At 68.6% G+C, this 20,939-nt stretch carries 8 protein-coding genes; 4 read left to right on the top strand and 4 right to left on the bottom strand.

The genetic code is table 11. The features are described 5' to 3' along the window. The first annotated feature begins 37 nt into the window (after positions 1 to 37). A complete protein-coding gene (locus F3J43_RS00205; RefSeq protein ID WP_166882810.1) occupies positions 38 to 12,673 on the top strand; it encodes a filamentous hemagglutinin family protein in 12,636 nt (4,211 codons plus the stop codon). 24 nt (positions 12,674 to 12,697) lie between these two features. On the opposite strand, the gene F3J43_RS00200 is transcribed toward F3J43_RS00205, so the two are convergent. After that, the gene (locus F3J43_RS00200) at positions 12,698 to 13,303 is read right to left on the bottom strand and encodes an START domain-containing protein (RefSeq protein ID WP_166882809.1); all 606 of its coding nucleotides are present in this window, start codon (positions 13,301 to 13,303) and stop codon (positions 12,698 to 12,700) included. 89 nt (positions 13,304 to 13,392) lie between these two features. Continuing rightward, a complete protein-coding gene (locus F3J43_RS00195) occupies positions 13,393 to 14,229 on the bottom strand; it encodes a bifunctional allantoicase/(S)-ureidoglycine aminohydrolase (protein WP_166882808.1) in 837 nt (278 codons plus the stop codon). 287 nt (positions 14,230 to 14,516) lie between these two features. Here F3J43_RS00195 and F3J43_RS00190 point away from each other — a divergent pair, with 287 nt between their 5' ends. Both F3J43_RS00190 and F3J43_RS00185 read left to right on the top strand, forming a co-directional pair. Beyond that, positions 14,517 to 15,425, top strand: coding sequence for an NHL repeat-containing protein (locus F3J43_RS00190; protein WP_166882807.1), 909 nt, complete (start codon positions 14,517 to 14,519; stop codon positions 15,423 to 15,425). Between the two features lie 205 nt (positions 15,426 to 15,630). Continuing rightward, complete coding sequence (locus tag F3J43_RS00185) at positions 15,631 to 16,383, top strand: methyltransferase domain-containing protein (protein WP_166882806.1); 753 nt, start codon at positions 15,631 to 15,633, stop codon at positions 16,381 to 16,383. 82 nt (positions 16,384 to 16,465) lie between these two features. On the opposite strand, the gene F3J43_RS00180 is transcribed toward F3J43_RS00185, so the two are convergent. Then, positions 16,466 to 18,004: a P-loop NTPase family protein gene (locus F3J43_RS00180; protein WP_166882805.1), complete on the bottom strand. Its 1,539-nt coding sequence runs from the start codon at positions 18,002 to 18,004 to the stop codon at positions 16,466 to 16,468. A 163-nt stretch (positions 18,005 to 18,167) separates the two neighbouring features. Here F3J43_RS00180 and F3J43_RS00175 point away from each other — a divergent pair, with 163 nt between their 5' ends. Beyond that, positions 18,168 to 19,382: a YeeE/YedE family protein gene (locus tag F3J43_RS00175; RefSeq protein WP_166882804.1), complete on the top strand. Its 1,215-nt coding sequence runs from the start codon at positions 18,168 to 18,170 to the stop codon at positions 19,380 to 19,382. Positions 19,383 to 19,523: 141 nt separating this feature from the next. Here F3J43_RS00175 and ppnN read toward each other — a convergent pair whose 3' ends face one another. Continuing rightward, positions 19,524 to 20,897 carry a nucleotide 5'-monophosphate nucleosidase PpnN gene (gene ppnN / locus F3J43_RS00170; RefSeq protein WP_166882803.1) on the bottom strand — a complete coding sequence of 458 codons (1,374 nt, stop codon included), beginning with the start codon at positions 20,895 to 20,897 and terminating at the stop codon, positions 19,524 to 19,526. Between the last annotated feature and the right edge of the window lie 42 nt (positions 20,898 to 20,939).

Genomic DNA, 20,939 nt, shown 5'->3' with positions numbered 1-20,939 from the left:
CGCCTCTTTCATGTCTTCAGCACAAGGAACCGAAGCGATGCCGCGCGGCCCCTCCCAGCCAGCCTTTCCCGCCCCAGCCGTTCAGCGCCGTCGTCCGTCGAGCGTCGGTGAGCCTTTGTCGCTCAAGCCGCTGGCCCAGGCCATTGCCTTGCTGATGCTGGCCAGCAGCGCCCAGGCCGCGCAGCCGTTCAGCTCGGCCTGGTTCGCCGCCAAGGGCGCCTCCAGCGCTCCGGCTGCGGGGACCGGTGCCGCCGGCACGCTGCCGCAGCCGGGTTCGCCACCGGCACTGGCCCAGCAGCAGCGGCTCAACCAGCAGTTCCAGCGTTCGCTGAGCAACCTCAACGACACCGTGGCCGCCATCGCCGCGCAGCAGGCCGCCCAGGCCAATGGCCGGACCCTGGCCCAGGTGCAGCCGCAGGTGGTGCCCAACGGCCTGGGCGAGGGCGGCCTGAAGGTCGACGACAATCCGCTGACCCAGGGCTGGCGCAACGCCAAGGCGCCACAGCAGACCCAGGCCGGCGGCAAGACCCAGGTGCGCATCGAGCAGACCGCCGACAAGGCCGTGCTCAACTGGGAAACCTTCAACGTCGGCCGCGATACCACGCTGACCTTCGACCAGCAGGCCCAGTGGGCGGTGCTCAACCGGGTCAACGACCCCAGCGCCCGGCCGAGCCAGATCCAGGGCCAGATCGAGGCGGCCGGCACGGTGATGCTGGTCAACCGCAATGGCGTGGTGTTCAGCGGCAGCAGCCAGGTCAATGTGCGCAACCTGGTGGCCGCCGCCGCCCAGGTCAGCGACGAGCAGTTCACCCAGCGTGGCCTGTACGTGGACAACAGCGCTAGCCAGGCGACTTTCACCCAGGCAGGTGGCAAGGTGCTGGTCGAGCGTGGCGCGCAGATCGCCACCCGTGAACCGGCGTCTTCCACCCAGGGCGGCGGCTATGTGCTGCTGCTCGGCAGCGAAGTGCACAACGACGGTACGATCAGCACCGCCAAGGGCCAGGCTACCCTGGCCGCCGGTGACGATTTCTACATCCGGCGGGGCCAGGGCACCGAGGCCAACAAGTACTCGACCACCCGTGGCAACGAGGTGGCCAGCAGCCTGCGCGCCGGCAGCAGTGCCGGGCAGGTGAGCAACAGCGGCCTGATCCAGGCCAGCGGTGGCGATATCACCCTCACCGGGCACCAGGTACGCCAGGACGGCGTGCTGCTGGCCAGCACCTCGGTAGATCGCCGTGGCAGCCTGCACCTGCTCAACTCCGCCAGCGATGCCAGCGGCAGCGTGAGCTTCGGCCAGGGCAGCGTCAGCGCCGTGCTGCTCGATGCCAGCAGCGCCCTGGACAGCCAGCGCGAGGCGGCCCTGACCCAGGTCAACGGCGTCAACGGCAACCAGGCCAGCGGCCGCTTCGACAACCTCGGTACCCTGATCGATCGCCCGGAGCAGTCGCGCATCGAGGTGGTCAGCGGCGGTACCGTGCACTTCCAGGAAGGCTCGCTGACCCTGGCCACCGGTGGCCAGGTCGCCGTCAGTGCCGGGCGCCGCAGCCTGGTGGACGACGGCGCCCGGCTGGATGTCGCCGGCGCCCTGGGGGTGAAGGTGGCGATGGAAAGCAACAACATCAAGATCAGCGTGCAGGGTAACGAGCAGCGCGATGCTGCCGGCAACCGTGACCGTGGCGGGTTGATCAACAGCGACGTGTGGGTGGACGTGCGCGAACTGGTGCACGTGGCGGCCGGGGTCAACGGCTATGCCAGCGAACGCTGGTACACCGGCGGTGGCCTGCTGGAAGTCGGCGGCTACCTGGGCACCCGTAGCCACGGTATTGGTGAGTGGATGGCCCAGGGCGGGACCCTGACCTTTACCGGCCAGGACTTGGTGACCCGCGCTGGCGCCGAAATCAACCTGTCCGGCGGCACCCTGGCCGTGCAGGACGGGGTGATTCGGCAAAGCTGGCTGCGTGGCGCGGACGGGCGCTTGTACGAGCTGTCGCGGGCGCCCGGCGACCTGCTCTACAGCGGTGTCTACCGCGGTTTCGAGGACAGCAGCGTGCGCTGGAACCAGACCCGGCTGTTCTTCAACCCGCTGATCGCCCCGCAACAGCGCCTGGAGCAGGGCTACACCGTCGGCCGCGATGCCGGCAGCCTGGTGGTGGCGACCCAGGCCGCGCTGCTCGAAGGACGGCTGGTCGGCCAGACCTGGCAGGACGAACGCCAGGTGCAGGCGCCGGTGAGCGGGCTGGACGGCTACCAGCAGGTGCACACTGCCCGTGCCCGTGGCGCGCAACTGGTGGTGGGGCAGCAGGTGCCGACCTACCTGGCGGCGAGCAAGACCCTGGCCTACAGCCTGAGCCCGGTGCTGCGCGAGGTGCAGTTGCGCAGCGGTGGTGGCGGCGAAGCCGCGGCGGTGACCCTGCAGGGCGCCACCGAGGCCGCGCGCCTTGGGCGCCTGCAACTGGACACCGAGCTGCTCGACAGCTTCGCCCTCGGCGGGCTGACGGTCGCCGCCCGCGAGCAGGTACGGGTCGAGGGCGCGCTGCACCTGGCCGACGGTGGCCAACTGGCGCTGCATGCCGCCCAGGTGGCGGTCGATGCCGACCTGGTCGCCCGTGGCGGCAGCATTCGCCTGGGGGATGTACTGCCCCAGCTCAATGGCAGCGAACTGGTCGACCGGGCCCTGGCCACCCCGGCGGGTCTGCGGGCCCAGGTGCAGGTGGCGCGGGATGTGCGCCTGGATGTCAGCGGCGTGCGCAGCGACCGCTTCGAAGCCGCCGCCCGGGCCTGGCGCAACGGCGGCAGCCTGTCGCTGCGCAGCACCGGCGATGTGCTGCTCGACAGCGGCAGCCTGCTGGATGTTTCTGCCGGCGTGGTGCGCCGCGAGGGTGGGCGCCTGCTCGGTGGCAGCGGCGGCGACATCACCCTGCAGACGGCCTTCGTCGGGGCGCGTGGCGGTGTCGACGGCAGCAGCCGGCTACAACTGGACGGCCAGTTGCGCGGGCATGGCAGCAGTGGCGCGGGGACCCTCGACATCCGTGGCGCGCGGGTGCAGATCGGCGGCGCACGGCCGGCCGACGCCGGCGTCTACCTGGGCGAAGACTTCTTCAACCTGGGCTTTGCCCGCTACAACCTGCGCGGCAGCGAGCGCCTGGAGGTCGCGGCGGACAGCCAGGTGCGGGTGGCCCGTCCGGTGCAACTGCTCGACAGCCTCCAGCCCCTGGGGGAGCCGCTGCCCTGGTGGCTGCCGCCACTGCTGCAGGAGGACGCGGTCAAGGGCGTGCTCGGGCAGCGCGGCGGCGCCAGCCTGAACCTGGCCGCCGGCGATGTGCTGCTCGATCAGGGCGCGCGTGAATCGGCGCGCTTGCTGGTCGGGCGCGGCGCGACCCTGGAAGTCGATCCGTTGCAGTCGATCGCCCTGAGCAGCACCGCCAGCCTGACCCTCGAGGGCAGCCTGCTGGCCCATGGCGGCGCGGTCAGCCTGCTGCAGGAGCGGCCGCTGTCGGTACGCGACGGTATTGCCGAGGCGCCGCACCAGCGCGCCATCCGCCTGGGCGACACGGCATTGATCGATGTCGGCGGGCGGGCCTATATCGCGCGTGACGCCCAGGGCCGTCGCTACGGTCGGGTCGACGACGGCGGCAGCATCGTCATTGGCGGCACCCTCGATCATGCCCGCGGGGTCAGCGATGCCGCCGACCTGTTCGTGGTCGTCGAGTCCGGCGCCCGATTGCGTGCCGACGGCAGCCAGGCGCTGCTCGACATCCGCGGCCAGGGACCGCTGGCGCTGGCCAGCGCTGGTGGCAGCATCAGCCTGGCTTCGAACAACGGCCTGCGCCTGGACGGAGCGTTCAGCGCTGCAGCCGGGGGCAGCGGCGCCGCCGGCGGCAGCCTGACGGTGGCGTTGGATACCGGTCTGTATCTGAACCGGGCGCTGGTCGACAGCCTGATCGCGCCCCGTGAGCTGTTGCTCGAGCAACAGGCCGGCGCGGTGCAGGACGGCCCGCTGCGCTACGGCCAGGCGCGCCTGGCGGTGGAGCGCGTGCAGGCCGGCGGCTTCACCCGTTTGTCGCTGCTCAGCGACGGGGTGCTGGCATTCGCCGGCGATATCGACTTGAGCCTGGCCCAGGACCTGCGCTTGTACAGCGGCTCGCTGGTGCTTGCCGACAGCGCCGATGCCAATAGCCGGGTGCGCTTGAGCGCGCCCTACGTGCGCCTGGCCGGCAGCACCCATGACAGCCTCGACCTGGCCAAGCGCCCGACCGTCAAGGGCGGGCAATCGCTGCGCGACAGCCAGGCACAGCTGCAGGTCGAGGCCAACCTGATCGAACTGCGTGACAGCCTGAGTCTCGGCGCCCATGGCAGCCTCGGCCTGGCCGGTGGACAGAGCCTGGTGTTCGATCGCCGTGGCTTTGCCCTCGGGCGCCTGCGCAGTGACGGCGACATCCGTTTGCTGGGCAGCAGTAACCTCAAGCAGAGCGACCGCGGCCGGCTCTCGGCCAACGCCGACCTGGAACTGCTGGCCGCGCAGGTCTATCCGGTGACGGGGGCTTTTGGTGCCCTCGAAGCCGGCAAGGACGCGACCTTGCGCATCGGCCGCAGCACGGTGGCGACACCGGCGCTGCCGCTGTCGGCGTTCGGCCGCCTGCAACTGCTCGCCGGCACGGTGGAGCAGGGTGGCGTGGTGCGCGCGCCTCTGGGGCAGGTGATGGTCGGCGGCGACAGTGGCGAGTTGCGCGGCGGCGACGTGCATCAGGTACGCCTGCTGCCGGGCAGCATCACCTCGGTCAGTGGCGCAGGGTTGACGATGCCCTATGGCGGTACGGTGGATGGCCTGACCTACCTGTATGGCGGCGAGGCGGTCAAGTTGCTTGGCGGCGCTGGCGACAGCGCCCATGGCGTGGTGCTCGGCGGCCAGCAGGTGGATGTGCAGGCCGGTGCTCTGGTCGATCTGTCCGGTGGCGGTCAACTGACCGGCGCAGGTTTCGTGTCCGGGCGCGGCGGCTCCACGGACGCTCGTTACCACCCGCTGGCGCAGCTGGATGCCGATGGGCGCCTGCTGTTGCCGTCGCTGACCAGCAATCCGGTCTACGCCATCGTCCCCGGCCTGGCCCTGGACTACGCGCCGCTGGCCGGTGCCTCGGGCGCGGCGGACCCGGCCATCGGCCAGCAGATCACCCTCGATCACGGCATTCCCGGGCTGGCCGCCGGCACCTACACGCTGATGCCGGCCAATTATGCACTGCTGCCGGGGGCGTTCCGCGTCGAGCTCAATGGCGTGGCCGCAGCGGGCCAACAGGCTGGCAGCCTGGCGCTGCGCAACGGCTCGTGGAGCACTTCGGCCAGCTTGTCGACGCGCCACACCGCCGTACGCCAGGCATTGCCGGGCCAGGTGATTCTCACCGCCGGCGAGGTCCTGCGTCGCTATTCGCAATACAACGAAACCTCCTACGCGGCCTTTGTCGCCGCCGATGCCGCGGCCAAGGGCGTGCCGCGCGCGGCCATCGAAGCCGACGGCAAGGGCCTGACCCTGGCCCTGCGTGCCGGCGCCAACGCGGCGGACAACCTGCGGGTGGCGGGCACGGTGAACTTCGCCGCGGCCAAGGACGGGCGGCCTGGCCATGCCACGGTGCTTGGCGCGCTGATGGGCATCGAGGTGCTCGCCGACGCTGCCGGCGATGCCAGCGGCGATCCCGCGGTACTGGCCCTGCGGGCCAGCCAGCTCAATGCGCTGAAGGCGCCGCGGCTGGTTGTCGGGACCCGCGCCGAGGTCACCTATGGCCAGGGCGGCAATCTGGTCAACTTCACAGGTGGCAGCCGCAACGTCTGGGTCCGCTCGGGGGCCGAGCTCAGGGCCGGGGAAATCTGGCTGTCGAGCAACTCGGCCAGCGGCGGCGTGTTCGTCGAGCAGGGGGCCGGCCTGGTGACCCTGGGCCAGGGCACGGTGCCGTTCGATGCCAGTGCCGGCTACCTGCTGGCGCCGGGCAAGCGGGCCTTGCTGGTGGTGTCCAACGGCCGGGTCGACGTGCAGCCCCCGGAGCCGGGCGACATTACCTCGAGTCCCGGCACCATCATTCTTGGCGAGTGCGCCAGCGGCAGTTGCCAGGGCAATACCCGGCTGTACTCCGAAGGTTCGCTGTTCGCCGCCACCGACAACAGCTTCAGCCTCGGCGAGCAGGTCAGTTTCGGCACCCGTCACCTGGGCCTGGCCGTGGGCCGGATCAACGTCGGCTCGGCCCAGGCCCTGGCCAGCGCAGCAGCCGATGGCGTGCTCGGGCGCGGCCTGACCCTCAACCAGCAGGTGCTCGACCGGTTGTTCCGCGGCGACGCCAGCACTGGCGTACCCGGGCTGGAAACCCTGACGCTGTCGGCGTCCGACTCGCTGAACTTCTTTGGCAGCAGCGTGCTCGACACCTTCGATCCACTGACCGGCAAGAACCGCCTGCAGGACCTGATCCTCGGGGTGCCAGCCATCTATGGCCAGGGCCACGCCGACGATCGCGCGGTGATTCGTACCGGCAGCCTGATCTGGAACGGCGCGCGCACGCCGGCCGGGGCACCGATTGCCGGCGGCGCCGGCAGCGGCGATGGTGTGCTGGATATCCAGGTGAGCGACATGGTGTTCGGCTATGGCCCTGCCAGCCAGCCTGACGGCAGCGCCGACATGGCGCGCCAGACCCTCGGCTTCGCCCAGGTGGCGATTCATGCCAGCCACCAGGTCAGCGCCAACCACAAGGGCAGTCTGCAGGTGCATCATCGCCGTGGCGACTACCAGGCCGACGGCGGCTTCCAGTACCGTGGCGGCGACCTGTTGGTCGATACGCCGCTGTGGACCGGCGCGGCCGGCTCGCGCAACCGCGTCAGCGCCGGTGGCACGCTGAGCGTGCGCGGTGGCGGCGGTGCCCTGGCCAACGGGCGCGACAAGCTCGGCGCCGAGCTGCTGCTCGAGGGCCAGCACCTGGACCTCGACGGCACCTTCAGCCTGCCCAGCGGCAAGCTGACCCTGGAGGCCCGCGACGACCTGCTGCTCGGCGAACACGCGCGCCTGGACCTGGCCGGGCGGGCCCTGGCGTTCAACGACGTGACCCGCTACAGCTGGGGAGGCGAGCTGGTCCTGCGTAGCCAGGACGGCAACATCCGCCAGGCCGCCGGCGCGCGCATCGACCTGAGCGCCAGCCAGAACCGTGCCGGGCGCCTGAGCGCCATCGCCCTTGGCGAGCAGGGGGGACGCATCGAATTGCTCGGGCAAATCCTCGGTGCCGCCAGTGGCAGCTACAACGCCGGCGGTACCCTGGTGCCCTATGCCCAGGCGCAGGTGGATATCCGCGCCCAGCAACTGGACGACTTCGCCGCGCTCAACCAGCGCCTGAACCGGGACCAGGTGTTCGGCGCCCGGCAGTTCCAGATCAAGCAGGGCGACCTGGTCATCGGCAACGAACTCAAGGCCCACGCTGTCGCGGTGTCCCTGGACAATGGCCGGCTCACGGTCGATGGACGCATCGACGCCAGCGGCGAGCAGGTCGGCAGCATACGCCTGGCCGCCCGGCAAGGACTCACGGTGACCGGCAACGGCCAGCTGGACGCCCATGGCAGCGTGCTGCGGGTCGACAGCGATGGCGCGATCATCGACGCGCCGAACCGCGCCAGCATCGAGCTGAGTAGCGGCGAGGGCCTGCTGAGCCTGGCCGGTGGCGCGCGCTTCGACCTGCGCCACGGCACCGCGGCGCCCGCCGGCAGCGGTCCCGGCCAGCACGACGGACGCAGCCTGGGCAGCATTCAACTGATCGCGCCACGGCTGGGCGGCGACACGGCCGGCGACATCGCCATCGAGGCTCGCGAACCGCTGCAGATCCTCGGTGCCCGCAGCATCGCGGTGGTCGGCAACCAGCAGTACCGCGATGCCCCGGACGGTGGCACCTCCGCCAGCGGCCGGCCCGTGCAGGTCATCGACCAGGCCTACCTCGACGGCAAGCACCTGCGCAGCAGCCAGTTCATCGACAACCTGCTGGGCAACCGCGAGCTGCTCGACCAGCGCCTGGCCGGGCTGAACAACGCCACCTACGCCAAGGCCTTGCACCTGCGCCCAGGGGTGGAAATCGCCAGCCGCGACAGTGCCACCGACCTGGTGGTGCAGGGCGACCTGGACCTGTCCGCGCACCGCTATGCCAGCCTCAACCCCGGCTTGCAGAAGACCACGAGCCCCGGCTCGGGCGAGGTTGGCAACCTGACCTTGCGTGCCGGTGGCAACCTGGAAGTCTACGGCAGTATCAACGACGGCTTCGCCCCGCCAGACCTGGCCAGCGACGAAGCGCGCATGGACGGGCGCGGCTGGCTGTTGCTGCCTGGCAAGCAGCCCTTCGACAGCGACCTGGTGATCCCGCGCAGCGGCGTCGAACTGGCCGAGGGCACCCAGTATCCGGCGGGCAGCGTGCTCAACTTCGACCTGCTGTTCGCCGAAGCCAGCCTGCCGGCCAATACCCGCCTGCCCAGTGCCATGAGCCTGGCCGCGCCACTGCAGCTGCCGGCCGGCACCGTGCTCGAGGCCGCCGTGCGCGACAGCGCCGGCAACCTGCTGCATGCCGCCGGCACCTTGCTCGGCCAGGCACTGACCTTGCCTGCCGGCTCGCGGCTGGACGCCGGCAGTCGTTTGCCGGTGGCCGTGACGGTGCAGGGTGGGACCTGGAACAAGGGCGTGGCGCTGCCCGACGGTGGCCTGATCCAGCGCGGCAGCCTGGCGCTGGCGCTGGGCTCGCGCCTGCCTGCCGGTACCGACGTCAAGCTGGCTGCCGGCGTCGATCTGGTGGAATTGCGACCTTCGCTCGGTGGCCAGCAAGGGCGCAACTGGGCCTTGGCGCAGATGCTGCCCGCCGGCAGCGAGTCGTGGTCGATGCGCCTGGTCGCCGGTGCCGACCTCGACGCCGCCGACAGCCGCCTGACCCGTCCGCAAGCGGACGCTGGGCTGCTGCGCCTGGCCGACCAGCACTACATCGCCGGCCAGGTCAAGACCGGTGGCACGGGCCCGCTGCCAGGCACCGGCAAGGTCTGGGCGCCGGATAACGGTGCTGGTTTCCCGGCGGGCGAACCGGTGGCCGAAGACCAACTGGTGTTCTGCGAACTGGTGCCTGACTGGTGCGTGGCGGCGCCTACCACGCCGAACAAGCCCGGACTGGTCTGGGCTCCTGACAACGGCGCCGGCTTCCCCGTTGGCGAGGCGGTGGGCGAGGACCAACTGGTGTTCTGCGAACTGGTCCCGGACTGGTGCGTGGCCGCCCCGGCGAAGAAGCTCATCGTCTGGACAGCGGATAACGGCGCCGGCTTCCCGGCAGGCGAGGCGGTGGCCGAGGACCAGTTGGTGTTCTGCCAACTGGTGCCGGAATGGTGCAGCGAGATCGACGGGCCGACGCAACCCAAGCCAGACCCCGAGCGGATCGTGGTCACCCCGAGCACCCAGCTGTACAGCGTGCTGCGTACCGGCACTGGCGACCTCGACCTGATCAGTGCCGGCGACTGGCGCCTGGACTCGCTGTACGGGGTCTATACCGCCGGTACCCAGGCGGCGCCGCTGACAGTCGCTGGCCGCGACCCGCACCAGATCGCCCGTGGCCGTCAGGCCGACGGCTCGCTGCTGGGCCAGCCGGGCGCGGCCTATGAGAGCGCCACCGCCCAGGCCTACCACACCTGGTACCCCGAGCTCGGCGGCAACCTGCGTATCGAGGCCGGCGGCAACCTGGTCGGCAATCTCCTGGCCGGTAAGCGCGAGCCTCAGGGCGTGCGCCCGCAGCAGGCCACGGCGGCGGTCGGCACCTGGCTGTGGCGCCAGGGCCAGAACGAGGCGGGGACACCGGCGGCCTGGGGCATCAATTTCGGCACCTACGCGCAACGTCCCGGCAGCGACGCCGTGGCTCCCTGGCTGGTCGGTTTCACCGGCATCGGTACCCTCGGTGGCGGTAACCTGGCCGTCAGTGTGGCCGGCGACGCTGGCCTGCAGCAGGCCAGCAACGCGCTGGAGTCCTATGTCGAGCGCAGCCAGGGCCTGAACCTGGTGGTGGCCAGCAGCGGCCGCATCGATGCCAGCGGGCGCTTGCGCCAGACCGGGGGCGGCGACCTCGACCTGCGTGTCGGCGGTGGCCTCAATCCGGGCCTTGCCGCGGTGACGGCGGCGCGCACCCGCGAAGACCTGGGCGGGGTCCTGGTCAACCTGCGCGGATCCACCCAGGTCGAGGCAGGCAGTGTCGGCGTGGTCCGGCCGATGTTCGGCAGCTTGGGCAATCAGCAGGACAACAGCGAGTCCCGCGCCTACGACCCGTACACCGCCACTCGCGCGCCGTCGCTGGGCGGCCTGACGCTGATGCCGGGCGACAGCCCGATGACCCTGCAGGCGCGCGGCGACGTGGTGCTCCAGGGTGTCGGCGACCCGGGGCGGATCCGTCAGTTCAACAGCCAGCCGTTCACCGGCAACGATGGCGTGGCCTACTCGGCCAACGGCGACAGTTGGTTCTCCTTGTGGCGTCCCGGCACGGCCATCGACCTGCTCAGCGCCGGTGGCAACCTGGTGCCGATCCTGGCGCAGAGCAACCTTGGCGACAGTGGCGACAATCTGCCGGTCCAGGGCGGACGCTACTTCTACCCGAGCGTGCTGCGCGCGGTGGCGGCCAACGGTAGCCTGTACTACGGCAGCTCGGCCATCGGTGCGCAAAGTGGGCCCAGCTCGCCTTACTCGCTGATGCTGGCACCGTCGCCGCTCACCGAGTTGCAGTTGCTGGCCGGCAACTCGATCTATGCCGGCGGTTACGTGATCAGCCAGAGCGGCACCGACAGCTCGGCGCTGGCCAGCGCGCAGCGTCCGGCATTCCTCGCCCGCGAGGGCGGGCAGGTCAAGGCCAGCAACCTGCATGGCGACCTGCCGCGCGCAGCCTGGAGCTACCCGCTGTTCACCTATGGCGTCAATACCTACGCCAGCGGCAGTGCCAGCCCGCAGGCACCAGCGCGCTTCTACGCCTTGGGCGGTGACATCGTCGGTCTGGCGACCGGCGAAATCCTGGCCTTCCGCGAAGATGGCCTGCGCCTGTTCCAGGGGGCAGGTCCGGTACGCATCATGGCCGGGCGCGATATCGTCAACGCCGGCGTGCCGCTGGGCAGTCGGCGCCTGGCCGCCGCCGGGGTGGTCGATGCACGCTTCGGCGGTTTCAACGACGTGACCTCGACCGGCAACCTGATCATCCATGGCGATGCCCGTGACGTGTCGCTGGTCAGCGCCGGGCGCGACATTCGCCTGAGCACCTTCAACGTCGCCGGCCCCGGCCAGCTCGAAGTGGTCGCCGGGCGCAACCTCTACCAGTCCGGGCAGGGGGTCGCCTCGGCCTACCAGGAAGCGGCGTTCAACAGTATCGGGCGCATCGGTGGCGCCGACAGCGGCAGCGACGGCGCGTCGATCGCGGTGATCGTCGGGGCCGGCGAGCGCGGCCCTGACTATGCCAGGTTGCTGTCGCGCTACCTGGGCGCCGGGCAACTGGCCGACCCGGCACTGTCGCTGGCGGCCCAGCCGGACAAAGTGGCCAAGGTCTACGACCGTGAGTTGCGGACGTGGCTGGGCGAGCGTTTCGCCTTCAGTGGCGACGACGAGGCGGCACGGGCGTTGTTCGCCAGCCTGCCGGACGAGCAGCAGCGGATCTTCGCCCGCCAGGTCTACTTCAGCGAACTGCGCGAAGGCGGGCGCGAGTACAACAATCCTGGCAGTGCGCGCAACGGCAGCTACCTGCGCGGCCGCCAGGCCATCGCCGCGCTGTTCCCGGAGAAGGACCTGGCCGGCAACACGATCCGTTACGACGGCGACGCAACCTTCTATGGCGGAGCGGGTATCCACACTGACTTCGGTGGGGCCATCCAGGTGCTGACACCGGGCGGCCAGCAGGTGTTCGGGGTGGAGGGCGAGGCGCCGCCGGCCAGTGCCGGGGTGATCACCCAGGGCAGCGGTGACATCCAGCTGTATGCCCAGGGCAGCATCCTGCTCGGCCAGAGCCGGATCATGACCACCTTCGGCGGCTCGATTCTTGGCTGGTCGGCCGGCGGCGACATCAACGCCGGGCGTGGTTCGAAGACCACCGTGGTATACACCCCGCCCAAGCGTACCTATGACAGCTGGGGCAACGTCGGCCTGGCGCCGAGCGTGCCGAGCACCGGCGCGGGCATCGCCACGCTGAACCCGATCGCCGAGGTGCCGCCGGGGGACATCGACCTGATCGCGCCGCTGGGCACCATCGACGCCGGCGAGGCGGGCATCCGTGTCTCGGGCAACGTCAACATCGCCGCGCTGCAAGTGGTCAACGCCGCCAACATCCAGGTCCAGGGCGATGCCAAGGGCATGCCGGTGGTGGCGTCGGTGAACACCGGGGCGATCGCCTCGGCCAGCGCCGCCGCCTCTTCGGCCAGCCAGGCGGCCGAGGACGTCGGCCGCCAGCAGCAGGCCGCGTCGCGTCAGCGTCAACCGTCGGTGATCACCGTACAGGTGCTGGGCTTCGGCGCCGAGCGCCTGGTGCCGGGGCAGGATGGCGCGAGCCTCAATCCGCAGTACCGGCCCCAGTACAATCGGCAGAGTCCGGTGCAGGTGCTCGGCGCCGGAGCGTTGGACGAGCGGGCGCGGGCGCAGTTGACCGAGGAGGAGCGCGGCAACCTGCTGCTGTGAGGCGTGGCGGCTGACGCCAGGCGCTCAGCGCTGGCGTTCGGCCACGGCGCGCAGGGTGCGCAGGGTCACCACCGGGGCATCGACCACGAAGCGGTTGGCCAGCCAGCCTGGCACATCGCCAGCGGGATCGGCCTGTAGCTGGTAGGTGACCTCGGTGCTGCGCTCGCCCAGGGGGTTCATGATCCACTCGCCACTCAGGTGGCGTACCCGGATCAGCCCCGGCTGCTCGGGCATGCGCTCAGGGTCGGCGCTCAGGTGACGCACCAGCGTGCCGTCGGCAAGGCGCTCGCTGCGCACCTGGAGCACCATGTCCCGGGGCAGGGTGGGCCAGGGCAGGTTGGTGGTCAGGTAGATCCAGGTACTGTCGCCCTCGACCGCCAGCAGGCGCATCTGCGCGCAGGCGTACAGCCACTTGCAGGCCACCCGCAGGTTCTCCTGCAGGTCAGCGAGGGTGTGCAGGCCGGCCTGGATCGTGCTGATCCCGCGAAACTGCTGGTAGGACGAGCCGGCGGCCTCGTTCAGGTAGACCCGGATCCCTTCGCGGTCGTAGGCCAGCTTCCAGTCGTCGGCGGCTGCCAGGGTGCTCGGCAATACCAGCAGCAGGGTGATGAGCAGGCGGCGCAGGGGCATGGTCGGTGGCCGGTGGGGGTGTCAACGGCAAGTATGGCCACAAAAGCAAAGCCCGCCATGAAGGCGGGCTCGCGGACATCGGCCTGGACTCAACGCTTGGGGTTGAGGGTCAGGTGCACGTGGCGGTTGACGTCCTTGTACAGCAGGTAGCTGAACGGGCCTGGGCCGCCGGAGTAGCAGGCCTGCGGGCAGAAGGCGCGCAGCCACATGAAATCGCCGGCTTCCACTTCCACCCAGTCCTGGTTCAGGCGGTACACCGCCTTGCCTTCGAGCACGTACAGACCGTGTTCCATGACGTGGGTCTCGGCAAACGGAATCACGCCGCCCGGCTGGAAGGTGACGATGTTGACGTGCATGTCGTGACGCATGTCGGCCATGTCGACGAAGCGGGTGGTGACCCAGCGGCCTTCGGTGCCCGGCATCTCGATGACGGTGGCGTTGTCGCGGTGGGTGACGAAGGATTCGGGCACGGCCAGGCCTTCGACTTTCTGGTAGTGCTTGCGCAGCCAGTGGAAGGTGACGTTGGCCTTGCTGTTGTTGCGCAGGCTCCAGTCGGCGCCTGGGGCGAGGAAGGCGTAGCCGCCCGGTACCAGGGTGTGGTGCTTGCCTTCGACGGTGATGTCGATCTCGCCTTCGACCACGAACAGCACCGCTTCGGCATTCGGGTCCAGTTCCGGACGCTCGCTGCCGCCTTCAGGTGCGACTTCGACGATGTACTGCGAGAAGGTCTCGGCGAAGCCGGTCAGCGGACGGGCGATGACCCACATGCGCATCTTGTCCCAGAACGGCAGGTGGCTGGTGACGATGTCACGCATCACGCCCTTGGGGATGACGGCATAGGCTTCGGTGAACATGGCACGGTCAGTCAGCAGCTCGGTTTGAGCCGGGTGCCCACCGTGGGGGGCGAAGTAGGAAGGTTTCGACATGAACGGTCTCGACTTGTTGTTCTCTCCCCGTGCCTTGGACCACACCGGCCGGTGCGTGCAGGGGATGCACCGACAGCATAGGGGGCGGCCACTGCCATCCACAAATTAAATGTTGAAATACCAGGTATTTGCCAGGTGAATGCGCAAGCCGGGCAACGCACGAGCGCCAGTTGCCGCAAGAGGCTATATACATACAGCGGCCAGGAGGCCGCACTGGGTTCCGTCCCGTGACATTTTTTTCACATTCCGTTGCTAGGATCCCCCGGCACTTTCAAGGAGCTTCACTCATGATCCATGCCCTGCGCACCCGCACAGCCCGCCTGGCCCTGGCGACCACGGCCGGCCTGTTCGCCAGCACCTTGGGTTTCTTCGCCTGGCAGACCTACTACCCGGTGCAGGCTGCCGACGGTTGGGAGGTGCAGGTGTTGCACGACAGCGTGGCCAATGCCGCCTCCTTGCTGCCCCAGGCCGACGGCAGCCTGCTGGTCAGCCGCGAGCTGCGTGACGGCCAGGGCAGCATCCTGCGCATCACCGCCTCTGGCGAGCGGGAGGTGGTGGTCGATGGCCTGTCCAAGCCCGATGGCATGGTCGGCGTGGACGGTGGCTGGGTGTTCAGCCAGGAAGTCGGCGAGGCGCCGGTCAGGCTGTCGCGCGATGGCCAGTTGAGCACCCTGTTCCAGGGCAACAACGTGCAGGGGATGTTCAACGATGGCCAGTACCTCTATGCCATCGAGGACCGCAAGGGCGATGGCCGCTTGCTGCGCTACGACTGGCACAGTGGGCAGCTCGAGGTGCTGCGTTCGGAGTTGACCGAGACCGAGGGCCTTACCCGCTGCACCGACGGCCGCCTGCTGTACACCGAGAAAGCCAGCGGTCGTATCCGCGCGTTCGACGACAGCGGCAAAGACCCGGTGGTGGCCGACGGCCTGCGCAACCCTACCTTCCTGTTCTGCGATTCGCGTGGCCTGTGGATCAGTGAAGACTCCACCCACCGTGCCCGGTTGCTGCGCATCGACAGCGATGGCCGTCGTCACACCGTCCTGACCTACCTGAAGGCGCCGCAGGCGATCGTGCCCGATGGCCAGGGTGGCTACCTGCTCGCCGAAGGCGGCCGCGACCGTATCCTGCGCTTGACCCCTCCGGTGGTCGCGCGTACCGCCCAGGCGCAGGGCGTAGCGACGGTGCCAGAGGCCTGAGGCTCCGTACGAACAGTCTTGTGGGAGCGGCTTGTTCCGCGATGGCGTGCCAAGCGCTCCTGTTCGGTCATGGGGGCAGGCTCCGGCACGTGTCAGCGCTATTGCGGTATGGCCGAGCAGCCCGGACGAGGCCTGGCGTACTGGCTGCGCTTGTATCCAGGGGGCCTGTCTCTGCACACTGGGGCCCGGGTCAAGGGGGGGCGCCATGGTACTTGCGAAAGCGGATTTCACCACGCGATTGTTGCTCGATGCCGGCATAGGCCCGGGCATGCGGGTGCTGGATGTCGGTTGCGGCAGTGGCGAGGTGAGCCTGACCCTGGCCCGGCTGGTGGACGGCGAGGGTGCAGTGGTGGGTATCGACCAGGCCGCCGCGCCTCTGGCGCTGGCGCGTCAGCGCGAAGTGCCCAAGGGCGCGGCGGTGCCGACTTTCGTCCAGGGTGACCTGCAGGGGCTGCCTGCGTCGCTGGGGTTGTTCGACGCCATCGTCGGGCGGCGGGTACTGATGTACCAGGCCGACGCGGCCAAGGCACTGCGCGCGCTGGCCCGGCATCTGCTACCAGGAGGATTGCTGGTGCTCCAGGAGCACGACACCACCCTGGCGCCAGCGAGCCTGGAGCCGTTCGCCCTGCACCGCAAGGCCACGCGCTGGCTGCAGCGCATGCTGGCGGCGGAGGGGGCCGACCTGCACATGGGATTCAACTTGCAGCGGGCCGTGGCCCAGGCCGGCCTGGTCGTGGAAGACTTGCGTGCCGAAGCCCTGGTGCAGACGCCTGACAACGATACCGGCCTGGCAGGTATTGTCCGCGCCTGCCTGCCGCGAATCATCGCACTGGGCATCGCCACGGCCCGGCAGGTGGATGTAGATACCCTGCCGGCACGGCTCGAGGCCGAGCGCCGGCAGGCGCAGGGCATCTTCATCGGTGACATGGTGTTCGGCTGCGTGGCGCGCAAGCCCTAGGCCCTGTGTGAAAAGCCTTGATACTCGGTGATGCTGCGTTGAAGTCAGCCTGACCTTCGTCTCAAGACTGTTCACGCAGACCCTAGTCTTCCATGGCCTCGGCCAGCAGTTCCACCGGCTTGTGGGCCGGCAGCGAGGCCACGATGTTGTTGATCTTGGCCTGGTCGAGCACGGGCGCCGAGCGCATGCGCTCCCGGGCGGCGGTATCGGAGACATCGATCTCGTTGAAGCGCTTGTCCAGCTTGCGGTAGTGGGCATAGCAGCCGATGTCGACGGCGAAGGCCTGGAAGGTGCCCTCGGCCGACTTGTGGGTGAGGGCGGTGGCGCAGCTGTGGATGATGCGGTAGTCCAGCAGCCGGTAGATCAGCGCCCGCAGGGCGTCGTTCTGCTGCAGCAACTTTTCTTCGATGACGAAGATGTTGTTCTTCTTGTCCAGGCAGAAGCTCTTGATGATGTAGATGCCCTTGAGCAGGTCGTCCTGCTCGTCGTCCTTGGAGTCCTGCTTGAGCTCCTCGATCTTGCGTTCGAAGTTGTGGCGCGACAGCAAGCGCACCTCGTCCTTGCCGATCCTGCCGGCTTCGTCCTGGACCGTTTCGTTGAGCAGGTGCAGGAACAGCGACAGCACGTCCCGTGGCACACCGCCGCCGGCCATCACCAGGCGGGTGAAGCCTTCGCCCTTGAACAGGCCCATGATCTGCGCTTCGCTGATGCCCGCCTGGGCGCCGAATTGCAGGAGGATGGCGTGGTTCTGTTTCAGCGTGCGGGCGAAGTTGTTGAAGGTGTAGTCGATGTCGATCGGCTGGTAGTCGTGGCGCTCCTGGGCGCCGATGGGCTGGCCGTCGCGATCGACGTAGAGGGTCGAGGAGTGGCGCAGGGTGGCGATCTTGAAATAGATCGGAATGTCCTTGCACAGGCGGTGGACATAATCGACGACGAAGGCCTGGTCGGTGCGCTTGAGGTGATAGAGGTCGTCGATCTGCAGGATGATGCCCTTGACGGTGCTCGAGGCCTCGAACAGCTCACGCAGGTTTTCCTTCAGGTTCGGCAGCCACCGGTCGAGCTCCTGCAGTTTCTGGTGGTGGATCTTGAATGAGCGTTCGACTTCGTGGCTTTCGCGGGTACCCCCGGTGGCGGCCAGGGCGATGTCCTCGATGTTGATCCCTGCATCGAAACCGCTGTTCTGCTCGCTGGCGACCCGGCTGCGAATGGCTTCTTCGCGGTTATCGGCCTCGACATGCAAGGCCCTGAGTTTTTCGAGGATGTCCTTGATGATCTGCTTGAGTTTCTTTTTCTTGCCGAACCAGCCGGAAATGTTCTTGTCCAGTTCGCGGAAGATGGACGCCAGGATCTCCACCAGGACATTGGGGAAGGAGTGGCGTTTGAAGTCCTCGCAATTCAGGTAGATGCTCTTGAGCTCGGACTTGAGGTGCTGCGAGGAGTGGTGCAGCAGCAGTGTCTTGCCACAGCCGCGGCGGGCGAAGATGGCGTGGTTCTGCTTGGACTTCGCATCCTGCAGGGCGGTACCCACGCTGATGTAGTCCACCGGGTTGTTGTTGCGCTGGACCCGGAGGTTTTCCGAGATGACTTCGCGAAGTTGTTCGAGCTGGTCGGCCGTGAGCATTGCACTGTCCTGTTGCCGGGAAAATTCCAGGCCGTAGCAAATCACAACTGCTGAGCTGAAATTTCTGCGTCTCTCGTAGGATTGTTCTTCGTGATTGGTACAGGACACAGGGCCTGGTGGCGGTATACTCCCCGGCCATTCGACTGTTATTCCGAGTATCCCAATGGGTCTTTGCGCTACCGCTTCACCCCAGCCCCGGCGCCTTGGCGCGCCATTGATCGCCCTGGCCCTGCTACTGGCCGGGGCGTGGTTCCTCAACATCAATGCCGGCTTCAAGCAGGTGCTGCTGTTACTGGTCGGCGCCGCCCTGGGTCTGACCCTGTACCACGCCGCCTTTGGCTTCACCTCGGCCTGGCGGGTGTTCATCAACGAGCGCCGTGGCGCCGGCCTGCGCGCGCAGATGGTCATGCTGGCCCTGGCGGTGCTGCTGTTCTTCCCGGCCCTGGCCGCAGGCAGCCTGTTCGGTAATCCGGTCAGCGGGCTGGTGGCGCCGGCCGGGGTGTCGGTGGTGTTCGGCGCGTTCATCTTCGGCATCGGCATGCAGCTGGGCGGTGGTTGCGCCTCGGGCACGCTGTTCACCGTGGGCGGTGGCAATGCGCGGATGCTGGTGACCCTGCTGTTCTTCATCATCGGTTCGGTGAGCGCCACCCATCACGCCGACTGGTGGTTCGCACTGCCGTCGTTCCCGGCCACCTCGATCGTCCAGGCATGGGGCGTGGGCCCGGCGCTGGTTGCGAGCCTGGCAGTGTTCGGCCTGATCGCCTGGCTCACGGTGGTGCTGGAAAAGCGCCGTCATGGTGGGCTGGAGGTGCCTGCGGACAGTTCGCGGCAAGGGCTGCGGCGCTTGCTGCGCGGCCCTTGGCCGCTGCTGTGGGGCGCGATTGCCCTGGCACTGCTGAACTACGCGACCCTGGCCCTGGCGGGACGCCCATGGGGCATCACGTCGGCGTTCGCCCTGTGGGGGGCCAAGACCCTCAGTGGGTTGGGCGTGGATGTCGGCAGTTGGGTGTTCTGGCAGGCACCGGCCAATGCCAAGGCCCTGGCTGCGCCGCTGTGGCAGGACATCACCACGGTGATGGACCTCGGCATCGTCCTGGGGGCGTTGCTGGCCGCAGGCCTGGCCGGACGCTTCGCGCCGAGCCTGAAGATTCCGTTGCCGTCGCTGCTGGCCGCAGTGCTTGGAGGCCTGCTGCTGGGCTATGGCTCGCGCCTGGCCTATGGCTGCAACATCGGTGCGTACTTCAGCGGCATCGCTTCGGGCAGCGTGCATGGCTGGCTGTGGCTGGTCGCGGCCTATGTCGGCAACCTGCTGGGGGTGCGCCTGCGCCCGCTGTTCTTCGCCGGCGAGCGTCGTGCCCCGGCCTTGAGTGGCTGCTGAGGTCGTTGGTTCGACGCGCAGCCTGCGATTCATGGGGATGGCTACTCGACTCCCGATTGCCGGGGCTGCAAAGCAGCCCCCGGCAATCCCAAGCCGGGCGCTACTTTCCCGACGCCTGAAAGGCCTGGTCCTGACGACCGGTCAGGTCACCACCTGGTAGCACGGCACATACGCCGCGCCGCCCGGTAATTTCATCCGGTGCTGGTCGACGAAGGCCTGCAGCAGTCGGCCAAGCGGGTCGAGGACCGCGGCGTCGCCGTGGATCTGGTAGGGACCGTGCTCCTCGATCAGGCGAATGCCCTTGTCCTTGACGTTGCCCGCGACGATGCCGGAAAACGCCCGGCGCAGGTTCGCGGCCAGTTCGTGGGGCGGCAGGTCGCGGCGCAGTGCCAGGTTGGCCATGTTTTCGTGGGTCGGGTCGAACGGGTGCTGGAAGCCCTCGGCAATCTTCAGCAGCCAGTTGAAGTGGAACGCATCGTTGCGCTCGCGACGGAACTGCTTGACCGCCTTGAGCCCCTCGACCATCTGCCGCGCCACTTCGGCGGGATCGTCGATGATGATCTGGTAATGGCCCTGGGCCGCCTCGCCGAGGGTGGCGCCGACGAAGGCGTGCAACTGCTGCAGGAACGGCTCGGCGCTGCGCGGGCCGGTGAGAATGACCGGGAAGGGCAGGTCCTGGTTGTCCGGGTGCATGAGGATGCCGAGCAGGTAGAGGAACTCCTCGGCGGTACCGGCGCCGCCGGGGAAGATGATGATGCCGTGGCCGACACGGACGAAGGCCTCCAGGCGTTTCTCGATGTCCGGCAGGATCACCAGCTCGTTGACGATCGGGTTGGGCGCCTCGGCGGCGATGATGCCCGGCTCGGTCAGGCCGAGGTAGCGGCTGCCGTGCATGCGCTGCTTGGCATGGGCGATGGTCGCGCCCTTCATCGGCCCTTTCATCACGCCCGGGCCGCAGCCGGTGCAGATGTCCAGCTTGCGCAGGCCCAGCTCGTGGCCGACCTTCTTGGTGTACTGGTACTCCTCGGTGCTGATCGAGTGGCCGCCCCAGCACACCACCATCTTCGGCTCCACGCCCGGGCGCAGGGTGCGCGCGTTGCGCAGCAGGTGGAAGACATAGTCGGTGAGGCCCTGGGAGCTTTCCAGGTCGATGCGCTGGCTGGCCAGCTCGCTCTCGGTGTAGACGATGTCGCGCAGGGCGCTGAACAGCATCTCGCGGGTACTGGCGATCATTTCGCCGTCGACGAAGGCGTCGGCCGGGGCGTTGAGCAGTTCCAGGCGCACGCCGCGGTCCTGCTGGTGGATGCGGACCTCGAAGTCCTGGTAGGCCTCGAGGATGGTCTTGGCATTGTCGACATGGGCGCCAGTGTTGAGGATAGCCAGGGCGCACTGGCGGAACAGGGTGTAGAGGCTGCCGGTACCGACTTCGCTCAGTTGCTGTACTTCACGTTGCGACAGCGTCTCCAGGCTGCCCTTGGGGCTGACGGAGGCGTTGATGACATTGCGTTGGGGCATCTAAGTCTTTCCTGTGCGGGTAAAACATCCTTCTTGGACAAC

The sequence above is a fragment of the Pantoea sp. Cy-639 genome (assembly GCF_011752525.1).
Classification (GTDB): Bacteria; Pseudomonadota; Gammaproteobacteria; order Pseudomonadales; family Pseudomonadaceae; genus Aquipseudomonas.
The sequence above is the reverse complement of the archived record's forward strand: the minus strand, read 5'-3'. Positions and strand labels throughout refer to the sequence as shown.

Bases quoted from the DNA above. Each gene is read 5' to 3' on its own strand.
- F3J43_RS00185 (WP_166882806.1), top strand. From the start codon at position 15,631: ATGGTACTTGCGAAAGCGGATTTCACCACGCGATTGTTGCTCGATGCC.
- F3J43_RS00195 (WP_166882808.1), bottom strand. From the start codon at position 14,229: ATGTCGAAACCTTCCTACTTCGCCCCCCACGGTGGGCACCCGGCTCAA.
- F3J43_RS00200 (WP_166882809.1), bottom strand. From the start codon at position 13,303: ATGCCCCTGCGCCGCCTGCTCATCACCCTGCTGCTGGTATTGCCGAGC.
- ppnN (WP_166882803.1), bottom strand. From the start codon at position 20,897: ATGCCCCAACGCAATGTCATCAACGCCTCCGTCAGCCCCAAGGGCAGC.
- F3J43_RS00180 (WP_166882805.1), bottom strand. From the start codon at position 18,004: ATGCTCACGGCCGACCAGCTCGAACAACTTCGCGAAGTCATCTCGGAA.
- F3J43_RS00205 (WP_166882810.1), top strand. From the start codon at position 38: ATGCCGCGCGGCCCCTCCCAGCCAGCCTTTCCCGCCCCAGCCGTTCAG.
- F3J43_RS00190 (WP_166882807.1), top strand. From the start codon at position 14,517: ATGATCCATGCCCTGCGCACCCGCACAGCCCGCCTGGCCCTGGCGACC.
- F3J43_RS00175 (WP_166882804.1), top strand. From the start codon at position 18,168: ATGGGTCTTTGCGCTACCGCTTCACCCCAGCCCCGGCGCCTTGGCGCG.